This is a genomic window from Gilliamella sp. ESL0254, from assembly GCF_013344985.1.
Lineage (GTDB): Bacteria > Pseudomonadota > Gammaproteobacteria > Enterobacterales > Orbaceae > Gilliamella > Gilliamella bombicola.
In genome coordinates this window covers 1,302,264-1,323,971 of the sequence record NZ_JAAEDU010000001.1, presented here as the reverse complement: position 1 = coordinate 1,323,971, position 21,708 = coordinate 1,302,264, and the positions used below count along the sequence as shown (strand labels likewise).

Annotated in this window: 17 protein-coding genes and 1 pseudogene; 9 read left to right on the top strand and 9 right to left on the bottom strand. The window is 37.5% G+C overall.

The window, feature by feature from the left end:
• The first annotated feature begins 34 nt into the window (after positions 1–34).
• From GYX25_RS06185 to rpmE, 4 genes are all read left to right on the top strand, one after another.
• Complete coding sequence (locus GYX25_RS06185; RefSeq protein ID WP_238785988.1) at positions 35–445, top strand: YhcB family protein; 411 nt, start codon at positions 35–37, stop codon at positions 443–445.
• A gap of 81 nt (positions 446–526) precedes the next feature.
• Entirely contained in the window at positions 527–1,900 is a 1,374-nt protein-coding gene (locus tag GYX25_RS06180; RefSeq protein WP_091346355.1) for a Do family serine endopeptidase, read from the top strand.
• A 117-nt stretch (positions 1,901–2,017) separates the two neighbouring features.
• Positions 2,018–3,070: an outer membrane-stress sensor serine endopeptidase DegS gene (degS, locus tag GYX25_RS06175; protein WP_091346353.1), complete on the top strand. Its 1,053-nt coding sequence runs from the start codon at positions 2,018–2,020 to the stop codon at positions 3,068–3,070.
• A gap of 140 nt (positions 3,071–3,210) precedes the next feature.
• Positions 3,211–3,426 carry a 50S ribosomal protein L31 gene (gene rpmE / locus GYX25_RS06170; RefSeq protein WP_065636780.1) on the top strand — a complete coding sequence of 72 codons (216 nt, stop codon included), beginning with the start codon at positions 3,211–3,213 and terminating at the stop codon, positions 3,424–3,426.
• An 84-nt stretch (positions 3,427–3,510) separates the two neighbouring features.
• On the opposite strand, the gene metJ is transcribed toward rpmE, so the two are convergent.
• Positions 3,511–3,828 carry a met regulon transcriptional regulator MetJ gene (metJ, locus tag GYX25_RS06165; RefSeq protein WP_091346351.1) on the bottom strand — a complete coding sequence of 106 codons (318 nt, stop codon included), beginning with the start codon at positions 3,826–3,828 and terminating at the stop codon, positions 3,511–3,513.
• Between the two features lie 173 nt (positions 3,829–4,001).
• Here metJ and metB point away from each other — a divergent pair, with 173 nt between their 5' ends.
• Positions 4,002–5,168 carry a cystathionine gamma-synthase gene (gene metB, locus GYX25_RS06160; RefSeq protein WP_091346348.1) on the top strand — a complete coding sequence of 389 codons (1,167 nt, stop codon included), beginning with the start codon at positions 4,002–4,004 and terminating at the stop codon, positions 5,166–5,168.
• Between the two features lie 93 nt (positions 5,169–5,261).
• Here metB and citX read toward each other — a convergent pair whose 3' ends face one another.
• The 7 genes and pseudogenes from citX to GYX25_RS06125 all read right to left on the bottom strand — a co-directional run.
• Positions 5,262–5,858 carry a citrate lyase holo-[acyl-carrier protein] synthase gene (citX, locus tag GYX25_RS06155; protein ID WP_091346346.1) on the bottom strand — a complete coding sequence of 199 codons (597 nt, stop codon included), beginning with the start codon at positions 5,856–5,858 and terminating at the stop codon, positions 5,262–5,264.
• Positions 5,859–5,873: 15 nt separating this feature from the next.
• A complete protein-coding gene (citF, locus tag GYX25_RS06150; protein ID WP_237410337.1) occupies positions 5,874–7,403 on the bottom strand; it encodes a citrate lyase subunit alpha in 1,530 nt (509 codons plus the stop codon).
• Between the two features lie 10 nt (positions 7,404–7,413).
• A complete protein-coding gene (gene citE, locus GYX25_RS06145; protein ID WP_091346342.1) occupies positions 7,414–8,301 on the bottom strand; it encodes a citrate (pro-3S)-lyase subunit beta in 888 nt (295 codons plus the stop codon).
• Positions 8,298–8,588, bottom strand: coding sequence for a citrate lyase acyl carrier protein (citD, locus tag GYX25_RS06140; protein ID WP_091346340.1), 291 nt, complete (start codon positions 8,586–8,588; stop codon positions 8,298–8,300). Before citD ends, citE begins: the two co-directional genes overlap by 4 nt.
• 21 nt (positions 8,589–8,609) lie before the next feature.
• On the bottom strand, positions 8,610–9,644 hold the full coding sequence (gene citC / locus GYX25_RS06135) for a [citrate (pro-3S)-lyase] ligase (RefSeq protein WP_160403387.1): 1,035 nt from the start codon (positions 9,642–9,644) through the stop codon (positions 8,610–8,612).
• 4 nt (positions 9,645–9,648) lie between these two features.
• On the bottom strand, positions 9,649–10,494 hold the full coding sequence (locus tag GYX25_RS06130; RefSeq protein WP_091346337.1) for a fumarylacetoacetate hydrolase family protein: 846 nt from the start codon (positions 10,492–10,494) through the stop codon (positions 9,649–9,651).
• A gap of 94 nt (positions 10,495–10,588) precedes the next feature.
• Positions 10,589–11,881 (bottom strand): annotated as a pseudogene (locus GYX25_RS06125) (2-hydroxycarboxylate transporter family protein); the annotation flags it as partial.
• A gap of 274 nt (positions 11,882–12,155) precedes the next feature.
• Between GYX25_RS06125 and GYX25_RS06120 the strand changes: the two are divergent.
• The 4 genes from GYX25_RS06120 (at position 12,156) to GYX25_RS06105 (ending at position 18,312) form a co-directional block, all read left to right on the top strand.
• Positions 12,156–13,745, top strand: coding sequence for an ATP-binding protein (locus GYX25_RS06120; protein WP_174786960.1), 1,590 nt, complete (start codon positions 12,156–12,158; stop codon positions 13,743–13,745).
• Positions 13,746–13,760: 15 nt separating this feature from the next.
• Entirely contained in the window at positions 13,761–14,462 is a 702-nt protein-coding gene (locus GYX25_RS06115; RefSeq protein ID WP_091346331.1) for a response regulator, read from the top strand.
• A 301-nt stretch (positions 14,463–14,763) separates the two neighbouring features.
• Complete coding sequence (locus tag GYX25_RS06110; RefSeq protein ID WP_174786959.1) at positions 14,764–16,389, top strand: hypothetical protein; 1,626 nt, start codon at positions 14,764–14,766, stop codon at positions 16,387–16,389.
• A 342-nt stretch (positions 16,390–16,731) separates the two neighbouring features.
• Positions 16,732–18,312, top strand: coding sequence for a hypothetical protein (locus tag GYX25_RS06105; RefSeq protein ID WP_174786958.1), 1,581 nt, complete (start codon positions 16,732–16,734; stop codon positions 18,310–18,312).
• Between the two features lie 2,485 nt (positions 18,313–20,797).
• Here GYX25_RS06105 and citG read toward each other — a convergent pair.
• Positions 20,798–21,700, bottom strand: a complete 903-nt coding sequence (gene citG, locus GYX25_RS06100; RefSeq protein ID WP_174786957.1) for a triphosphoribosyl-dephospho-CoA synthase CitG — start codon at positions 21,698–21,700, stop codon at positions 20,798–20,800.
• Between the last annotated feature and the right edge of the window lie 8 nt (positions 21,701–21,708).

Genomic DNA, 21,708 nt, shown 5'->3' with positions numbered 1-21,708 from the left:
AAATTATATATCTAAAGGATATAAGGAGTGAATGATGGATAAAGATATGCTTACTTATCTTGTAATCGGATTAATAATTGGTTTTATTATTGGTTCTATTTTTATAAGTGTTATTAGCCCTAAGGCTCGTAAATATGCCAAAGTTAAACAAGAACTAGATCAAACAAAAGATGAATTAATAGCGCAAAAACAAATGATAGCTAAACATTTTTCTCACAGTGCTGAGATATTGGATAATATGGCTAAAGAGTTTCGTCGCCTTTATCAACATATGGCAGAAAATTCTAATCAATTTATGGATAGAGAGAACGTCCCAACTTTGGATTTTGATTCTGATTCTAACGAGAATTTAGTCGAAAAAAAAGAAATTACATTTGATAAGCAACCTAGAGATTATTCTGATAATCCTTCTGGTTTATTTAAAGCAGATGAAAATAAGTCTTAACTATTATACTGTTATTCTTCGCTCATCAATAACGAAGCATTTTTATATAGATTAACTTTTTGTAAAAGAGAGAGTTATAAAATGATTGATTCATTAAAAAAACAAAAAAAATTGTTAAGCATTTTAGCATTAAGTGTAGGTGTCAGTTTAACTGTACTTCCGAATGCTTATGCCTCTTTTCCTTCTATTCCAACCGATAATAATGCACAGCAACCAAGTTTAGCCCCTATGCTGGAAACTGTCTTGCCTTCAGTTGTTAGTATTAAAGTTGAGGGCACTGCACAAATGCAAAATAATATGCCGGAAGAATTTAGACGGTTTTTTGGTTATCCTGATAACCAATCAAGAGCGTTTACAGGTGAAGGCTCTGGTGTGATTATTGATTCCGAAAAGGGCTATATTGTTACCAATAATCATGTTATTGATAATGCGGATAAAATTACAGTTGTTCTAAATGATGGACATGAATTTAAAGCAAAACTAATCGGTAAAGATCCACAAAGTGATATTGCATTACTTAAAGTTGATGACGCAAAAAAATTAACAGCGATTAAATTGGCCGATTCTGATAATTTGCGTGTTGGGGATTATGCCGTTGCTATTGGTAACCCATTTGGTATTGGTCAAACTGTTACTTCGGGGATTATTTCAGCTTTGGCTCGCAGTGGGCTTAATATGAATGGTTTTGAAAATTTTATTCAAACAGATGCATCAATTAACCAAGGAAATTCTGGTGGAGCACTTGTCAATTTAAAAGGTGAACTCGTTGGAATTAATACAGCGATTATTGCGCCAAGCGGTGGTAATGTTGGGATTGGCTTTGCTATTCCTAGTAATATGGTAAAAAGTTTAACTTCACAGCTGATTGAATTTGGTGAAGTAAAACGTGGTGTGCTTGGTATCAAAGGTAATGAGTTGACATCAGATATAGCAAAAGCGTTTGATGTTGATGTTCAAAAAGGTGCCTTTGTTAGCGAAGTTATTGATAATTCAGCCGCACAAGCTGCAGGAATTAAATCTGGCGATATTATTGTTTCGATGGATGGTAAGGCCATTGATAGTTTTGCTGAATTACGAGCAAAAATTGCAACAACTGGAGCAGGGCGAACTGTACAGTTAGGTTTAATTAGAGATGGTAAACAAATGACCGTTAGTGTGAAATTGAAAAATAGTGATGAATCGTCTACTGAGGCCAAATCACTTCATGCCGCTCTTGATGGTGCAAACTTGAGTAATGGAGAAGTAAAAGGACAAAAAGGGGTATTAATTGAAAGCATTGCTAAAAATTCGCCAGCATCTCGCTTAAGCTTACAAGAAGGTGATCTTATTACAGGTGTTAACAAAGAAAGAGTCAATAACATTGCTGACTTGCGTAAAATGATTGATAGTAAACCTTCAGTTATTGCTTTAAATATTATAAGGGGTGATAGCCGAATTTATCTAATTTTACGCTAATTTCTTATTAAGCTTCAATTTCGCCGATAGCCTTATCGGCGAAAAACATACATATTCACCTTTGATTAGATATGATAAAATCATATCTAATCATTTTCTACCAGAATAATCACACTAATGCTTAAAAAATTTTTGTGGCCAATATTGATTGGTGCAGTGTTAGCCTTTGTATTATTAACTATTTTTCCATCTTTGCGTAATGGAACACAATCTAGTTTTCCAAGATCTATTTTCAATGATGATCCGCTGAGTTACTCTGATGCCGTTAAAATCGCAGCCCCAGCAGTGGTTAATATATATAGCCGCTCCATTAATTCTGTTTCTAAGCAGTCACAAGATAGTGCTATAACACCATTAGGATCAGGCGTGATTATGAGTGAGCAGGGTTATATTATCACTAATTATCATGTTGTTGATGGTGCAGAACAAATCATTGTTGCTTTGCAAGATGGGCGAATTTTTGAGGCGCTTTCGGTTGGTTCTGATAAGCTAGTTGATATTGCTGTGTTAAAAATTGAAGCAACTAACATCCCAACTATATCTATTAATCCTCGGCGTGAACCAAAGATTGGGGATGTTGTTTTAGCTATAGGGAATCCTTACAATATAGGGCAAACTATTACACAAGGTATTATTAGTGCAACGGGTCGTGATGGGTTGAGTCCATACAGAAGACAAAATTTTATTCAAACTGACGCATCAATAAATCATGGTAATTCAGGGGGAGCATTAGTTAATAGCAAAGGTGAACTAATGGGGATTAACACTCTTACCTTTGCAAAAAATCTAGGTAACGAAGTTCCTGAAGGAATAGGATTTGCGATTCCTACAGCTTTAGCTGTTAAAATTATGAATAAATTGATTCGGGATGGCAAAATTATTCGTGGTTATATTGGTATTGATGGATTAGAATTTGCGCCAACTCAAAATCCAAGTGATATGCCAATTGTATTAGGTATTTTAGTAACTAATGCTGAAGGTCCGTCATTACAAGCCGGTATACAAGCTAATGATATCTTGATTATGGTAAATCATCAGCCAGTTAAATCCATTGTTGAAACAATGGATCAAATTGCCGAGTTGAAACCGGGTACGATTGTCCCCATTATTGTATTGCGGAATGGTGAAAAGGTTGAATTACAAGTAACAATAGGGCAATTACCCGTTTAATTTGTCTTTTTATGGCTTGATTATTTAACCTTTAAGGCATATAATTCGCAACCTTATCATGTTTTTTAACACTCGTATGGTGTATAGATTTTGCTTTTAGCCATTTATATAGCGATACGAACAAACTTTAGAGGTTTATTATGAAAGAAGGTATCCATCCAGAATATACTGCAATTAATGCAACTTGCTCTTGTGGTAACGTGATTAAAACTCATTCAACTATTGGTCATGATATTCATCTTGACGTATGTGGTGAGTGTCACCCATTTTATACAGGTAAACAACGTGATGTTGCAACTGGCGGACGTGTAGATAAATTTAAACAACGTTTTGCTATGGTTGGTGGTAAAAAATAATATTGCGATAAGCAATAATTAAAAAGGCGCTTAATGCGCCTTTTTGTTTTTTTAGAAAATGTGAATATTGATAAAACAATAATTTTACTCATCAATGAAATCTGGATCGATACCTAAATTGCGCATCATTTTTTGTGTTTTCATTGGGATGCCATCTTCACGGTCTTTTTGCAAATCTTCATCACAAGGTAAAGGTTGGCCCGTATAAGCATGAAGGAAAGCCTCACACAATAATTCACTATTTGTGGCATGGCGTAAATTATTCACTTGTCTACGAGTACGCTCATCAGTTAAAATTTTCAATACTTTAAGTGGAATTGACACTGTAATTTTTTTTACTTGCTCACTTTTTTTACCATGCTCTGCATAAGGGCTTATGTATTCGCCATTCCATTCCATCATTGTTCACCAAAAAAATACATCACAAATAATATGGGTAATTTTATCGTTTTTTTCATATTACTGCAATCTATACACCAAGACAGTTAGACGTCTAGACATGTTGACGTCTTTTTTTAATGTGTTATGCTTACAAGACTAATTTTATATTAAAAGTATTGTTTGAGGGCATTATCATGACTATTCAAACTAAAAATTTAAGTCAGGGGACTATTGCAGTTCGTGGTGGATTAAATACCGATAAACAATATGGAAGTGTCGTGCCTGTTATCACACCATCTACTTGTTATCGCTATGAAGAGTTTGCTAAGCCAAGGGAGTTTGATTACGGTCGAAAAGCAAACCCTAGCCGTCGTTTGGTTGAGCAAACGATTGCAAAATTAGAAGGTGGCGTTGATGCTATTTTAACAAATTGCGGTATGTCAGCGATTCATTTAATCAGTGTTGCATTATTGACGCCTAATGATTTAGTCGTTGCACCGCATGATTGCTATGGAGGTAGCTATCGCCTTTTTAATAGTTTAAGTCAACGAGGCTATTTTAAAGCTAAATTTGTAGATCAGTCAGATCCTGAGGCATTAAAAGAAGCACTCAGTTTACGTCCAAAACTGGTACTAATTGAAACACCAAGCAACCCTTTATTGCGAGTTGTAGATATTAAGAAAATTGCAGAGCAAGCTCATAAAGTTGGGGCGTTAGTTTTAGTTGATAACACCTTTATGACGCCTATTTTACAACAACCTTTAGCACTTGGTGCTGATATTGTTACTCACTCTTGTACCAAATTTTTAAATGGTCATTCCGATTTACTGGCAGGTATTTTAGTATTTAAAGATCAAAATCTTTTTACTGATGTATTATGGTGGGCCAATAATATTGGTACGATGACTTCATCATTTGATAGTTATCTCTTGTTACGAGGATTACGTACACTTTCCGCTCGAGTACAGTTACAACAAGATAATGCGCAAAAAGTCGTAGAGTTTTTAGTCAATCACCCGAAGGTCGCCAACGTTTATCATCCATCTTTATTTTCAAACCTTGGACATGATATAGCTAAAAAACAACAAAAAGGCTTTGGTTCGTTACTCAGTTTTGAATTAGCTGGCGATGCTAATGTCATGCCCGCTTTTTTAAAAGCGCTCAATATTTTCACTTTAGCCCAATCTCTCGGTGGAGTTGAAAGCCTTGTGTGCCACCCTGCAACAATGACACATTCAGGCATTAGTGCTGAAGCACGAAAAACGGCGGGGATTTCAGATCAATTATTACGTATTTCTGTTGGGTTAGAAGATATCACCGATTTACTTTCAGATTTGGAACAAGCATTGGAACAAGTCTAATTTAGACTTAAGTCTCATCTATACTTGGTTGTTTGGATTAATGAAATATGATTATTTCATTAATCTTACTTCTTGCCATATTTTGGATATAACTTAACGTACTGATACGCCAAAATAGTCTTTCATCTTATTTTCAATGGCAGAAAAAATCTCATCGATAGTATGTTTTTTACTTCGACTACATATTTTTGCGATATCTTGGCAGATTAAACATTGTCTTGATGGATGATCAAATTTAGCGCGTGAAATACTTTGTTGTGTAATTGGATCAATCACATCAATATCCCATAGTCGACCTAACGGATGGTTGTCTTCTATATCAATACAGCATTGTTTTAGTGTATCGGCAGAGCATTTTGCTGAAATAATTGCTTCATAGCCAGTGATATTATGAAAATGAGATTCATGTACTAATGGAATTGCATTTTTTGATAAGGCTTTGTGTATAGCGGTGATTGCTTCTTTAAATAACCGATTTGCACCACTACTGTTTTTTATTGGACCGGGGATAACTAAACTTAGCGAAATAAGCGGATAATGGTAAAGATTTATTGCATTTTGTTGGTTTTGCACCCGCCTTTCTTTAGCCAATAGCATCTGTTCAAGTGTAATTGGCGTACCATCATCGAATTTTATTAATATATTATTCATAGTAAAAGATATAAATAGCATGACATCTGATAATGTCATGCTATCTGTGGTTAATTAGTCTTTAACTTGACGAACCACATCAATGATTGAGCCATCACGGAAATGGACAACACCAACGATTTTATCGTTAAATTCGATTGGTTTTGGTTCTCCAGTTAACGAAACAGCACGTTGATATAGTTCTTCAATGCTCATGACTGGCAAATTAGCTGCTTTTAGTCGCTCTGCAATTTCAGGACGAGCAGGATTAACTGCTATACCATGGTCAGTAACAAGAACATCGACACTTTCACCTGGTGTAACAACCGTTGTGACTTTCTTAATCACTGTAGGGATTCGGCTACGGATTAATGGAGCAACAATAATGGTTAAATTTGCACCAGCGGCAGTATCACAGTGACCACCAGATGCACCACGCATAACGCCATCAGAACCCGTTAATACATTCACATTGTAATCAAGGTCAATTTCTAAGGCACTTAAAATAACGATATCAAGTTCATCAACACTTGCACCTTTTGATGCAGGGTTTGCATAAACATTGGTTGACACTTCAATATGATCTTTATTTTTACCTAAAGATTGTCCGGCGGTGCCATCAAAGCTTTGAGTATCTAATAAGCGTTTAACCAAACCTTTTTCATGAAGATCAACAATACTTGCGGTAATACCACCTAATGCAAATGATGCCGTAATATTTTTTGCGCGCATACGATTTTCAAGGAAACGCGTTGCTGCAGTTGATGACGCACCAGAACCGGTTTGAATAGAAAAACCATCTTTAAAATAACCAGAATACTCAATAACATCTGCTGCATAACGTGCAATCATCAGTTCACGAGGGTTACTAGTAATACGAGCAGCACCGACACTAATTTTAGTTGGATCGCCAACCTCATCAACTTTCACAATATAGTCGACTTGATCTTGACGGATACTTGCTGGATGGTTAGGGTAACCAACGATATCTTCAGTAAGTAATACTACTTTCTTCGCAAATTGCGCATCAACCATAGCATAACCAAGTGCACCACATTGTGATTTACCTGATACACCATTCGCGTTACCTTGCTCATCGGCAGTTGAAACCGCTAAAAATGCGATATCAATATTAATTTCACCGCTTTGAATAAGTTTTACACGTCCACCATGAGAATGGATATGAACAGGATTATCCATTAAACCGTGTGAAATCGCATCAGCCAATTTACCACGTAAACCTGATGTATAGATTTTAGTGATCACACCAGATTCAATATGAGGAATAAGTGCTGAGTTACAACTTAATAGGGAACTTGATGCCAATGTTAGGTTTTTAATTCCTAATTTGCTAATCGTTTCAACTACTTTGTTGATAACTTTATCGCCTTCACGGAATGCATGATGGAAAGAAATAGTCATACCATCACGTAATTCACATTTATGGATTGCTTGTTCGATAGAGTCACACAATTTACGCGTATATTTAGACTCATCTTTTAAATAAGGAGTCGTAGCGTTAGCGTCAATAAATGGCGTGATATTTTTGAGATCTGGATGCTGTTTAAGCAAATCATCAATTTTTTTATTTATAGAAGTCATCATTTTAATCCTATCAAATTTCTTTACGTACACCGGAATATTTTGCTAACTCAATTACTTTTCTAGCACGAGCAATAATCGGTGCATCAATCATTTTGCCATTTAGAGAAATCACGCCAAGGCCTTTTCTTTCACCTTCTTCAGCTGCTTCAACCACTTTTTGGGCATTTTCAACTTCAGCGGCTGTTGGCGCATAAGCATTGTGTAACAGTTCAATTTGTCGTGGATTGATAAGTGATTTACCGTTATAACCAAGTTTTTTGATTAGGCTAACTTCTTTTAAGAAACCTTCATCATCATTAACATTTGAATACACCACATCGAAGGCATCAATGCCAGCTACACGCGCAGCATGTAAAACAGCGCAGCGAGCATAAAATAACTCGGTACCATCGCCACGTTCAGTTTGCATATCAACAAGATAGTCAAATGCAGCTAGTGCAATACCAATTAAACGTGGGGAAGATTGAGCAATAGAAACGGCATTAACAACGCCTTGAGCGGATTCAATTGCGGCCATTAATTTAGTACTACCTACTTCACGGCCACACTCTTTTTCAATTCTTGCAACGTGTGCCTCTAGCTCATGAATATCTTCAGCACTGTTAGTCATCGGTAAACGTACTACATCAACACCAGCTCTTACCACTGCTTCAAGGTCTTTTAAACCAAATGGAGTATTCAGGGCGTTAATTCGCACTACTGTTTCAATTCCGTGCTCTTTATAAACAGGAAGGAGCAATGTTTGTGCTACCAATAAGCGTGCGGAGTCTTTTTCTTTAATTGAAACTGCATCTTCAAGGTCAAACATAATTGAATCAGGCTTATAAACAAAAGATGTTGATAACATTGCCGCGTTTGCGCCTGGAAGAAATAACATACTTCGACGTAATTTTTTCATAGTAATTTACTCCAATCTAAGTTTTCTTCTTCTGCGCCACGTAATACTGCACATTGAATTCTTGCTTTGATAGCGCAATCAAGAGCGCCTTTATCATCAATAATAATTAAGCCATCTGTTACGTTCAGATCTTGTAATGTTTGCTCAACTACAGCGCGAATTTGATCGCCGAATTGTTTATTAACATCGCTATTAATAACAATTTCAACCCCGGTATTAGGCATGACTTTGACTAACAAATCGCTTGATTCGAGAGTCCCTGCCATGGCTTCTTTTTGTATTTTCATTTTTTTACCTTTTAAAATGTATTAAATTTTAAATTTATCTAAATTAGCTGAAAGGTAATCCCATGTTGTTGATGGAACTAACTTTTTTATCTCTTCATATTGCTTGGAAGCCAATAACTTTCTTACCAGTGAAGCTGATATGATAGTATCTCCTTCAGTTTTTCGTTCAACCTCAACAACGGTAATAGGCGAATAATGGCTGACAGTATTATCCTCTAGCCAATAACGCATTGCTTCATTATAAGCCTTAGTAACTTCATCATAAGGCTCAGTTCCAACGAATCTGTGGGTTATATTAAGCGTTGGCGCAATATAATTTCGGAATATAAGGAGATCGATACCCATATAAGCGCGATCTATTTTTGCCTTATCTTTTAGAAAATAAGTAGGAAATGTTGCTCTTGATATAATATAAGGTGAACTTGCATGCACTGTAACATTGTTTATCTGCTTCGTGCCATCTTTAACTAACTTTAAGCGTGTATCAAATGAAAATAGTGATGCATTTTCATTGACGACAAAAACATGCAACCAGTCACATTGACTGGCAGCGTATTGCACAAGATATTGATGACCTTTAGTAAAAGGATTGGCATTCATCACAATACTACCAATCTTTTTTCCGTCTTTTTGCTGTGTGTGCAGTTGTTTACAGTAGTGTTTTATGCCAACAGGATTATTTTCCATTAGGACAACAAGATCTGTTATTTCAACAAGAGGATAAAAACCACATCCTTTAAAAAAATCTATATTTTCAGGTTTTGTATATAAAAAAAGATGAAAATAGCCATTTTCGTTAGCATATTTTATGGTGTGATCCATTAATGTTAGATTAAGTTGATTACCTCGATATTCAGAATCAACAGCAACACATTTTATAATGTTACGATCAATTCCTGCACAAGCAATAATTTTGTTGCTCATTTTAGCTACCATGAAAATGGTAACTTGTGAATCTAAATCAAGATCATATTGTGATAATAATTGCTTAATTTCTTGACAGTTTTGATCTGATTTAGAAATATCGACAACGGTATAATCAACTGAATCGTACATAAATTTACCTTTTTTCAGCTACCACATAATTAGTTAAACGGCCAATTCCAGAAATTTCAACTTCTATTGTATCACCATCTTTCATAAATACGGGAGGATTACGTTTTTTACCTACACCACCAGGTGAACCGGTCAAAATCACATCGCCCGGTGACAAATGGGTAAAGGTACTAATATAAGCAATTAATTCGGGAACAGTATGCACTAGATTTTTGATTGAATCATGTTGCATTTCTTGACCGTTTAAATAAGTTGCTAATGTTAAAACTTTAGGATCTGGAATTTCATCCGCGGTAGTTAAACATGGACCAAATGCACCTGTATTTGGCCAGTTTTTACCTGCGGTAAACCAAGTATACTGCCAATCGCGGATTGAGCCATCCATATAGCAACTATATCCTGCCACATATGATAAAGCTTCTTCTTGGCTAATACGAAAACCCGCTTTACCAATGATAATGGCTAACTCGCCTTCATAATCTAATTCATTAGTGATAGCTGGTTTTATAATATTAGTCTTATTTCCTGTTTGAGAATCAGGAAAGCGAATAAATAGAGTTGGCGCTGAACTGGTTTCATTAAATTCTGCTCGTTTTTCAGCATAATTCATACCAACACATAAAATTTTGTTTGGATTTGGGATTACAGGTAAGTAAGTAATGTCTTGCTCGTTAATGTCACTTGCGGCATCAAGATAGGTTTTAGCAATAGCTAGTCCTTCGTCATCGGCAAGTAGCGATTTTAAGTCAACGTATTTATCGTCTAATTTTTTTCTTAAATCAACAATACCGTTGTGAGTAAGAAGACCAAAACTTGCTCTACCAGAGACAAGATAACTGACAAGCTTCATGAAAACTCCTTAAAAGCTGTTTGTGTAATTGTAAATATAAAATAAAAATGAACAACCTTAGTATAAACTAAGGTTGTTCTTTAATGTGTAAAGTCTATACTAAGAAATTGCCGAGAATAAGTAATGATACTGAAACATTGATTGCACCACCAATACGCGTTGCAATTTGTGCAAATGGCATTAATTCCATACGTTCAGCTGCAGTCAAGATAGCAACGTCACCTGTTCCGCCTTGACCACTTTGACAACAAGAAATAACCGCCGCATCAACTGGATACATACCTAATTTTTTAGCAACAAAGAAACCAGTTGTTACTAAACTTACCACTGTACAAACGATAACAGTCAAATTTGTTAACGTAAAGGCAGAAATAATTTTATCCCAAGGCGTGATTGCCACACCAACTGCGAATAAAATTGGATAGGTAACAGACGTTTGGAAAAATTTATAAACAACTTGCGAACCACTTAATACTTTAGGTGAAACACCTGAAATTAGTTTAACAAAAACTGCTGCAAATAGCATACCCACTGGAGCAGGAATACCGGTTGCTTTATGACCGATCATACCAATCATATAAAGAATCGCAGCTAATAATACACCTGATGCAAATGTTGTTACATCAATGACAGATTCAGTTTTAGTAGCTTTTTGATCTGTCGCCTCATCGTCAGCTGATGCAGGTAATAAACGACCGTTACCTGTTAAGTGTGGATAAGCTTTACCAATACGGTTAAGAATACCACCACAAATAATACCAGTTAAACCACCTAACATAACGATTGGTAACACACGACCTAACGCTTCACCTTGATTCATATGTAAAATTGCCGCATAACCGATTGAAAGTGGAATAGCACCTTCACCAACACCACCAGCCATAATAGGTAGAACTAAGAAAAAGAATGTATCAAACGGCGTTAAACCTAGTAAATAACCCACGCCAACACCAACTAACATACCAACGATTTCACCGCACACCATTGGTCCGAAAATTTTTAAGAATCCTTGGATAAGTGTTTTTTTATCCATGTTCATGATACTACCAACGATGATACAACAAATGTATAAATAAAGAATATGTGTATCTTTATAGAATTTTGTTGTTGCTTCAACAATTGGTGTTGGCAAAATACCATAATAAACAAGTGCTGACGGGATAAATGTTGCACAAATTGCTGCTGCGCCCATTTTACCTACAATTGGTAAGCGTTTACCAATTTCACCACATAAGAAACCAAAGAAACCACAAGCGACTATCATTACAACGATTTCGCTAGGTAATTTACCTGTTACGGCCACTTCAGCAAAAATAAGAATGCCAGCAATAATGAATAATGGAAGCGGGATAACACCGATTTTATAGTTATCCATCAGTCGCCACCAATTATATGGCCAACCAGTTAGCTTTTGTTCAAAGGGCTTACTGATTGATTTTTTGCCATTATAGTCCTTTTCAGATGAGTTAAAATTCACCATTATTTTTTTCTCCAAAATGATTTGATTTATTCAAAATTAATGGTGCGTATCTTTACAAAAAATTAATGAAATTTTTGTGATATAAATCATAAATTAACTGTGGTTTTTATGGTTTTAAAGGCTATATGTTTTTTAATGCTGTGTTACACTTATTTCAATTTAATTTGAATAGTAATGTAGAATGCGAAAAAAATTACAGGTATCGTTTGCAACAAAACTTTTTTTATCGCTTTTGTTTTTTTCATTGATCGTTCTTGCGCTGTTACAAAGCTATATTTGGAACACCACCGAAACGAACTTATATAGAAGTTTGGGCGAAAAGGCGCAAATTCAAGCAAAAGAGTTATCTGTTTTACCAAGTTTAATTGAATATGTCAAAGAAAAAGATACAAATAAAATTGCTAATTTAATCACAGAGATATTTGAACAAAGCGACGCAAGTTATATTGTTATTGGCGATGCGAATGCTAATCGTTTATTTCATACGGCTAATAGCCCGTTATACTCGCCAATGGTTGGTGGCGATAATCAAGAGGTTCTTAACGGTAATAGTAGCATCTCCATTAGTGAAGGCTCTCTTGGCTTAGCATTAAGGGGGAAAGCACCAATTATCGATCATGGTAAAATTATCGGCATAGTCTCGGTCGGTTACATGATTGATGGTATTTATGCATTGCATATAAAGCAATTTATACCATTTATCTTTTTTTGCTCCTTATTGTTTTTAGCATTATTTATTTTTTCATATTGCTTTTCAAAAGCAATTAAAAAACAGATGTTTAATTTAGAGCCTAAAGCAATTGCATTATTGGTGAAAAGCCAAAAGTCGATCATGGAATCGATTTTTGAAGGGGTCATTGCAATTGATCTTAATTATAAAATTATCAATATTAACCAATCTGCTCGTACAATGTTAGATATTCAGATAAGTGATGATGAATTACATGAACATGATTTAAGGACATTTGTTAAATCAAGCGATTTTATTTATAAAAATGACAATCAAACTGAAGACATACATGATCATATTTGTTATTTCAACAACATTATTGTCATTGCTAGCAAAGTTCGTGTGGTCATTGATGATAAAACTCAAGGTTGGGTCATTACATTTCGTAACTTTGATGATATTAATATATTAAGTATGCAATTAACACAAGTGACACAATATGTTGATAATTTACGAGCATTAAGACATGAGCATTTAAACTGGTTGGCAACGTTATCTGGTTTAATTTATATGAAACGGTATGAAGAAGCGCAATCTTTTATCGCGCTACATTCTGCAGATAATCAAAGTAATTTAGATTTTATTTCCGCACATTTTAAGGTACCAGCTGTATGTGGATTACTAATTGGTAAATATGCAAAATCACATGAAATAGGTTTAAATCTACTATTTGATCCTGCATGCCAATTAAGTGCATTACCTTCACTTATCACCGAAACAGAATTTATGTCAATTTTAGGTAATTTGCTTGATAATGCCTTTAATGCCAGTTTAAAAAATGATCATGGCGATAAAACAATTTATTTATATCTTAGTGATGTAACAGATGAAATTGTACTTGAGATCAGTGATCAAGGTTGTGGTATTGATGAAAATATTCGTGATTCCATTTTTGAACCCGGCGTTACATCTCAAGAAGGGAAAGAACATGGCATTGGTTTACACCTTGTTTCAACCTATATCAAAAAGGCCAATGGTTATATTACATTTGAAGATAATACCCCATATGGAACAATTTTTTCTGTATTTATTCCTAAATAATCGAAAGGTAATTGTATGAACGAATTCCAAGAAAACATCATCAAAGTACTGATTGTAGAAGATGAGCCAATATTAGCCGAATTAAATGCAGAGTTTATTCAAAAAGACACAAAAGTCAACGTCATTGGTATCGCATCAAATCTAGAAGAAGCCAAAATAATGGTTGAAAAGCTAAAACCAACCTTAATTTTACTTGATAACTATTTACCAGATGGACAGGGAATAGAATTATTTGAATACATAATCAATAACCACCTAAACAGTTATGTTATTTTTATTACTGCAGCGAGCGACATGGATACTTGCAGCAAAGCGATCCGTTATGGTGCATTTGATTATTTAATTAAACCCGTATCTTACCAACGGCTAAAGCACTCGCTTGAACGTTTTGAGCTCTTTTTATATCGACAAAGCATACAAAAACACGTCAATCAACGCAAAATTGACGAACTTTTTAATTTACAGACCAAAGACTTTGTCAACATGAATCGCCGCTCAAAAGGTATTGAAGAAATCACATTACAAAAAGTAAAAGATCTCTTTATGCAAACCGATAAAGCACTCACCGTTGACGAAATCGTAGAAAAATCCAATATCAGCAAAACAACCGCTAGGCGATATTTAGAATATTGTGTCCAAATTAAATTATTAACTGTCGAACTTAATCACGGAAAAATTGGACGCCCAGAAAGATTATATAGACGATTAGGGAAGTAATCCTTCAAAGAAAGGAATGATATCTATAAAAATCAGTCAGGAAAGTAGTTGATTTTATTAAAGTTTTTTCTTGGTGGTTTTTAGTAAAAAACTACCAAAACTATTCCCCCCTAAAACACACCAAAAAAATCTCAACCTTAACTCTTTAAAAAACCTTACAAATTTTTAATAAAAAAACTAGTACATTATTTTTCAACCGACTATAGTCTAAGTGCTTTTAAAGCAAAGAAGTGTTCGTTAATTGAACTGGCTATTATAAAAAACACCAATAAAACAAAAACTACCTAACAAGGCAATCGAAATGCGCTATCATGGATGGAACCAAACCTACGCCCTAAGTCTTTTTCAATATCACCGTAGTCTGAAACAGACTTCATCCTCATTATCGAAACCATCTAGCTTGGCGCCATCGTCTGGGTTATCATCGAGATTCAAGCTTTTATCCCCCTTATCAAAGTTTTCATTGGCCTTTGCGGGGTTGGTGTTATTGCCGTGTTCGTTTAGTACACATGCGTTATCGACTTATACATCAAAGGTTATTGAAGGTAGTGCACCGTATTTAACGTTTGATGGGGGGCGAATTAAAGCGACTTCCACAGATAGTTTATTGTCTATTAAGTTGCAGGATGGTCGGGTTATCAGGCCATCAACTAATACATCAAGTGCAGCAAATCCAATAAGATTACCTTATGCAGGAAGTACTTTGGGAGATATAGATATGTTAATCCCATCATCAGTGAATTCAGTGAGTCTAAGTGATTTGGTCACTAGATATAATTATTGGGGAGATGATGATGGAGATGGACAGGGTGCAAATGGCATAACGGCGACGGGGAGTATATCGGTAAGTTTCACTGACAAGAATGGCCATACAGTAAGTCGTAGCGACACATTAGATATATGTGATGCGCCTTATAAAGTAACATTAAGTAGTACTGGAGGCAGCTTAGCTACACAGTATGGCGTGCCGAATAGTAGGATTTTTAGAGGTAGTTCAGCGGTGTATTATATCAACCTGAATTCACAACAGCCTAAAATTTGTTACGCAAGGCCGGATTTGAAATTTGGCTCTTATTCCTATGGCGATGACCTTCATTACGCTGGCCCGGCTAACATTTGGAACCGGAAGAAGGGTTTTTTAGTTCAATCAACCAGTTCGTCATCTTACAGTCGTAATTTTCCTACTACGGCTGCTGATGGTTTGTATTTTGATTTAGATATAGCGGGAGTAGATGGAGGTCAGTTGACATGGTCTTCTGCTTCTCATGGTGGGATAACAGCTACAGTGAATTGGACAAGACCACATTCAGGCACATTCATCCCGCCAGGTGGACAGCCCATAGAAGCCGATAGTTGGATTACTGATAAATCCAAGAATGTAACGCGGGTGACGATCATTGGTCCTAAGGCGGATAGCTCTCGAATACAATCAAGTAATCCTAGCTCACTAACCGTACCCTCTTTACCACAGACCTTTGAGTTGGTGGGTAGGGATAATCGCGGTAATGAGGTGAAGTACGGATTTGTGTTGAGGCAGTGGTTTATCAATAGAAGGAATAAAATGGAGACTTTATCTAATCAAATATCTTGGTGTAATCGTTTGGGTTATCGACTTCCTAAGGTTAATGATTTGACTAACGCGAAGTGTGGTGTAGATAATAGTTGGTTCTCATGTATACATGGTATAGATGGTACTACGCCATCTTCAGGTGGTAATTATTACCAGCGTCACATTGGTGCAGGTTTTTTCACGGAGTGGGGACTCATGTACAATTACGTTGATGCGGGCTTCGTTGTCAGCTACTATTGGGCTGGCGACATATCAGGCCCTGTCAGCCGAGCCAGTGCGTACGATGGCAGAATCTACGTCTATGCCCATGACCATAGCCAATCTTATACAGAACTTGCTGTTTGTACCACACCTTAGTTTAGTCCTTCGGCTTAAGGGGAAGATGGTGCAAATAAAGGACGATTTTTAAACAAAAATCGGTCAGAAAAGGTATTGATTTTATTCAAGTTTTTATTTATTGGTTTTTAGCTAAAAAACACCACCCAAAACTATTCCCCAAAGCATACAAGCATAAGCTGACTCATCCTTTAACAAAACTTTACAATTTTTTAACAAAAAAGGTAGCGCATTATTGGTCAAGCGGTTATAATTTAATCGCTTACAAAGCAAGGGAGTGCTCATTATTAGAGCAGTCAGTTATAAAAAATCGAAATAAAACAAAAATTTACTTGACAGGATGATCGAAATGCATTACCATTTATGGCATCTGGCATCTGGCATCTGGCCTGCCAAACCTACGCCCTAAAACTTTTTAATTTTCACCGTAGTCGAAATCAGACACAGTTCTTATTTTCATCACCGGGGTCATTTCGCGTAGCGAAATCGGAGACGTTATCGGCAGGGTTATCGCCGAGGTCAAGGCGTTTACCTCTTCTATTTAAATTTTCAGGTTTACCAAGTTTATCAGGCTTACTTAGATTATTTAGATTCCCTAAATCGGCGTTGTTCTTCGTGGTATTGTTGTTGTCGTATTCACAGGGTTCAGTGGCATTAACGGCCCAGACATCAAGAGCAATTGAAGGTAGTGCGCCGTATTTAACATTCGATGGCGGTCGGACAAAGGTAACGGATACAGATAGTTTATTGTATATTAGGTTACAGGATGGAACAAGGTACACACCGTCAACCAACCCATCAAGTTCAAGAAATCCAATAAGATTACCTTATGCAGGAAGTATTTTGCATGATATAGGTATGTTGGTGCCATCATCAGTCAGTCAATCCAATGGTATCTATACAGTGAGTTTAAGTGATTTGGTCACTAGGTATAATTATTGGCGTGATGATGATGGAGATGAGCCGGCTGTGAATGGTATATCAGGGGATATATCGGTATCGTTTACGGACAAAGATGGCAATACCGTCAGTCGTATTGATAGATTAAGTAAATGTCGTGCACCTTATAAGGTAACATTAAGAAGTACAGGAGTAAGTTTAACTACTCAGTATGGAGTGCCAAGGAGTAGTAGTTTTAGTGGAGCTACGGTGGATTATTATATCAATCCGTATGAGGATACTGGTGTTTGTTACTTTGTGACGTCCGCAAAGCCGAATCTCACCTGGGGCTCAGGCGAATACGCAGGCCCATCTTGGCTATGGCGTTATGGTTCTGGTTTTCTAACTCAGTCAACTGATTCATCCTCTTACGGCCAAAATTTCCCAACAACGGGGGCAGATGGTTTGTATTTTTACTTAGCGATGCCTACTGGAGTTAATGCAAGTCAGTTGACATGGTCTGTTGTCACGGATGGTGATATAACAGCTACAGTCGATAGTAATGGTAAGGTAACATTGCATGGTCCTAGGGCGAGTAGTGCTCAGATAAATTCAGATAATCCTAATCCTCTAGATGTACCAGATTTGCCACAGAAGTTTGAGTTGGTCGGTAGGGATAGTCGAGGTAATGAGGTGAGGTATGGATTTGTGTTAAAGCGGTGGTTCGTCAATCGGGGTAATAAAGATGATACTAAGGCTAACCAATTCACTTGGTGTAGTCGTTTGGGTTATCGTTTGTCACAGATGAAGGAATTGGTTAAGTATGGCTGCATTGGTCTGGATGGTCTGCCTTGTCCTAGTAGTAATAATTACAGGCGTGGTATAGATTACGGATTTTTCGGGGAGTGGGGCGCCATGGGCCACTACGCTGGTGCGGGCTTCGGCTACGACTACTGGACAAGTGACGCGGCAGGTAGCGATGGGTTCACTGTCAGCTCGTACCTCGGCACCGCTTTTAGCCGCAGCGTTTCCTACACTCATCCCGCTGTTTGTACCGCACCTTAGTTTTTAGCGTTTATTCCTTAATCCTTGGGCCGCGGGGGCGGTTATGGTGCCTGAGAGGACAATCTAACAAAGAATAACGCCCCCGCGCAAGTTGGGGCACTTCCCTTAGGGTTGCGCTGTTGCGGCGAAGCCACAATCGCGCCGCCCCGCCACCGGCGACGCTGAAAGTGTCGATGGCAATCCTAGTGGATAATGCTGTGGCGGTTTAAATTTGTGGTCTATTTATAGTACGGCAAGGTTTCGGACGTTTTGACCTTTGGTGAATAAAATAGCCACAGTGACCACGTCCGAGCAAAGGGAATTAAAGCGAATTCCCTGACAACCCACGCTTTGGCTACAGAATGTGGCCTGCGGCTACGCTACTCGTATCATCCTGATACTCGCCTCTACGAGGCCATCTTCGCTGTGCTCAGATGTTCAAATTTGTTCCAGACAAATTTGTCCGACGCCGGCGCTCGGTCTTAACGCACCGGCTATTATCCGTTCCAGACGGAGAATAGCCTCGCCAAACATCCCTGTTTGGCGTGCTGACCTCACTCTGTTGTCGGCACATTCTGACGCCGGAATAAAACAGACAACATAACCTTAGGTGTTTTTTGTGAGTTGTTTTTGTGTAAAAAAGCAATGAAATTGCATCCAAAAAGTGGTCAGAAAAGGTATTGATTTTATTGAAGTTTTTATTTTTTGTATTTTCAAGGAAAATCAACCGCTTACACCACCTAAGCAAAGCATCGACATACAACAAATCAACAAAACCACGAATAGCGCCCCAATAACAGCAAATTAACCGCTCCAAACCCTTTTTTTAACGATAATTTAAAATTAAATAAAATCAATAGATTATAAAACACCTCAAAAAAAGGGTTTTCAAAGATGAAATTGTTGTTTATCTTTATATAGCAAGATTTATCAAATCTTGAGCTCTACCTTAACGCCGTGTAGGCGGTTTAGAAATTGGAGGAAGCTATCACAATCAAGTTAAAAATCCTTAACGCCGTGTAGGCGGTTTAGAAAGTAATGCCGGAATAACATTTCTGGTCCTTTATCCTTAACGCCGTGTAGGTGATTAATTCAAATAAAATCAATTATATAACTATAAAAACATAATATCTTCCAAAAAAGGATGGTTATGTTGTTTGTCTTGTTCCGGCGTCAGAATGTGCCGACAACAGAGCGAGGTTAGCACGCCAAACAGGGATGTTTGGCGAGTTTGTGGTGCGCTTGGAGCGCGTCCACAAACGGTGCGTTAAGACCGAGCGGCGGCGGACAAATTTGTCTGGAACAAATTTGAACATCTGAGCACAGCGAAGATGGCCTCGAAGAGGCGAGTATCAGGATGATACGAGTAGTGCCGTAGGCCACATTCTGCAGCCAAAGCGCGGGATTGCTAAGGGAATTCGCTTTAATTCCCTTAGCTCGGACGTTGTCACTGTGGCTATTTTGTATACCTAAGGTCAAAACGTCCGAAACCACCGCACTCAATTCATTTCATTCACCAAAACAAAAAAGGCCTGATTTTCCGCCCAAAAATCAGTCAGAAAATGTATTGATTTTATTAAAGTTTTTTCTGGCTGTTTTTTAACAAAAACCGCCTAACAAAAACACACAACCCATCCCCAAAAAGATGGTTATGTTATTTGTCTTATTCCGGCGTCAGAATGTGCCGACAACAGAGCGAGGTTAGCACGCCAAACAGGGATGTTTGGCGAGTTTGTGGTGCGCTGGGAGCGCGTCCACAAACGGTGCGTCAAGACCGAGCGACGGCGGACAAATTTGTCTGGAACAAATTTGAACACCTGAGCATAGCGAAGGTGGCCTCGAAGAGGCGAGTATCAGGATGATACGAGTAGCGTAGCCGCAGGCCACATTCTGCAGCCAAAGCGCGGGATTGCTAAGGGAATTCGCTCTAATTCCCTTAGCTCGGACGTGGTCACTGAGGCTATTTTGTTCACTATAGGTCAAAACGTCCGAAACTTGCGCACCCAATTTATCCTATTCACCAAAACAAAAAAGACCTGATTTTCCGCCCAAAAATCGGTCAGGAAAGGTATTGATTTTATTAAAGTTTTTTCTGGCTGTTTTTTTAACAAAAATCACCTTATAAAAACACAACAACCCATCCCAAAAACGATGGTTATGTTGTTTGTCCTATTCCGGCGTCAGAATGTGCCGACAACAGAGCGAGGTTAGCACGCCAAACAGGGATGTTTGGCGAGGCTATTCTCCGTCTGGAACAAATTTGAACATCTGAGTACAGCGAAGATGGCCTCGAAGAGGCGAGTATCAGGATGATACGAGTAGCGTAGCCGTAGGCCACATTCTGCAGCCAAAGCGTGGGTTGTCAGGGAATTCGCTTTAATTCCCTGACTCGGACGTGGTCACTGTAACTATTTTGTTCGCTAAAGGTCAAAACGTCCGAAACCACCGCACCCAATCCATCCTATACACCAAAACAAAAAAAGGCCTGATTTTCGCCAAAAATCGGTCAGAAAAGGTATTTATTATATTGAGACAAAAACCAAGTGATCGCAATTAAATCAGCCGAACCACCGGGGCTTAAATTGCGTTTTATTAATTCGGTATCAAGTTGATACAAATTTTCCCGTACTTTGGGATTGGTTATGCCACCTTGTTTGATGAGTTTTTTCGCTTGTTCTTGCACAAAAGCCAAGCCATCAAGTCCACCCCGTGCAACTAAGTTGGTATCTTGATTAAATGCAAGCAAATGTAACATTGCTTGCAATAGGCTAGTTTCTTCATCGTGACCGTGATTTTGCATTTCTTGATAGATAGGTAGTGAAACGTTTCGAACTGTTGCATAACCTGATTCTGCTTCGCCACGTGCACCAGATAAGTGATGACGTTTAAATAGCTTTTCGCCTATCGAATTAGCTTGGTTATTTTGCTGTAGTTCGCTTTGAACTATACCTTGGCAAATGGCTGAAACTTGGTCACAGATGCTTTGTGCATGGGTGGGTAAGCCAAGTTGTTCTAATCGTCCAATTGCACCCAATAGCAATCCAAAAGCAAATATGCCGCCTTTATGGGTGTTGACTTGGTTGGTGGCTTGGAACATGGCTTGTTCACACTCAATACCAATCGGTCTAATTCCCGCTAAAAATAGTTTGTTATCGTGTAAAGCGGATGCTTTGCCATATTGATAAAAACGTTCAAACCAGTTGCTAATAGCGCTGATGCTGTGGACAAAGGTTTGAAAATTCATGTCGCGGTGGGCACCACTGTTATTCATGTCAACTAATCCGGGCTTAGGTGATAGGCAAATTTCTTTAATTAATGCTTGGGTTGCTAATTGTGCAGGTAAGCATCGATTGGAGTCATTATTGAGTTTTAGTTCTAATAATGCTATTTGCTGATAATAAGCGTTCATTATTATTT

What these genes read in the sequence shown, in the direction of transcription:
- rpmE (WP_065636780.1), top strand. Translation starts at nt 3,211, where the DNA reads ATGAAAGAAGGTATCCATCCAGAATATACTGCAATTAATGCAACTTGC.
- citX (WP_091346346.1), bottom strand. Translation starts at nt 5,858, where the DNA reads ATGACATTATCAGATGTCATGCTATTTATATCTTTTACTATGAATAAT.
- GYX25_RS06180 (WP_091346355.1), top strand. Translation starts at nt 527, where the DNA reads ATGATTGATTCATTAAAAAAACAAAAAAAATTGTTAAGCATTTTAGCA.
- GYX25_RS06120 (WP_174786960.1), top strand. Translation starts at nt 12,156, where the DNA reads ATGCGAAAAAAATTACAGGTATCGTTTGCAACAAAACTTTTTTTATCG.
- citF (WP_237410337.1), bottom strand. Translation starts at nt 7,403, where the DNA reads ATGATGACTTCTATAAATAAAAAAATTGATGATTTGCTTAAACAGCAT.
- citE (WP_091346342.1), bottom strand. Translation starts at nt 8,301, where the DNA reads ATGAAAAAATTACGTCGAAGTATGTTATTTCTTCCAGGCGCAAACGCG.
- metJ (WP_091346351.1), bottom strand. Translation starts at nt 3,828, where the DNA reads ATGATGGAATGGAATGGCGAATACATAAGCCCTTATGCAGAGCATGGT.
- citD (WP_091346340.1), bottom strand. Translation starts at nt 8,588, where the DNA reads ATGAAAATACAAAAAGAAGCCATGGCAGGGACTCTCGAATCAAGCGAT.
- citC (WP_160403387.1), bottom strand. Translation starts at nt 9,644, where the DNA reads ATGTACGATTCAGTTGATTATACCGTTGTCGATATTTCTAAATCAGAT.
- metB (WP_091346348.1), top strand. Translation starts at nt 4,002, where the DNA reads ATGACTATTCAAACTAAAAATTTAAGTCAGGGGACTATTGCAGTTCGT.
- GYX25_RS06130 (WP_091346337.1), bottom strand. Translation starts at nt 10,494, where the DNA reads ATGAAGCTTGTCAGTTATCTTGTCTCTGGTAGAGCAAGTTTTGGTCTT.
- GYX25_RS06105 (WP_174786958.1), top strand. Translation starts at nt 16,732, where the DNA reads ATGGCATCTGGCATCTGGCATCTGGCCTGCCAAACCTACGCCCTAAAA.
- citG (WP_174786957.1), bottom strand. Translation starts at nt 21,700, where the DNA reads ATGAACGCTTATTATCAGCAAATAGCATTATTAGAACTAAAACTCAAT.
- degS (WP_091346353.1), top strand. Translation starts at nt 2,018, where the DNA reads ATGCTTAAAAAATTTTTGTGGCCAATATTGATTGGTGCAGTGTTAGCC.
- GYX25_RS06115 (WP_091346331.1), top strand. Translation starts at nt 13,761, where the DNA reads ATGAACGAATTCCAAGAAAACATCATCAAAGTACTGATTGTAGAAGAT.
- GYX25_RS06110 (WP_174786959.1), top strand. Translation starts at nt 14,764, where the DNA reads ATGCGCTATCATGGATGGAACCAAACCTACGCCCTAAGTCTTTTTCAA.
- GYX25_RS06185 (WP_238785988.1), top strand. Translation starts at nt 35, where the DNA reads ATGGATAAAGATATGCTTACTTATCTTGTAATCGGATTAATAATTGGT.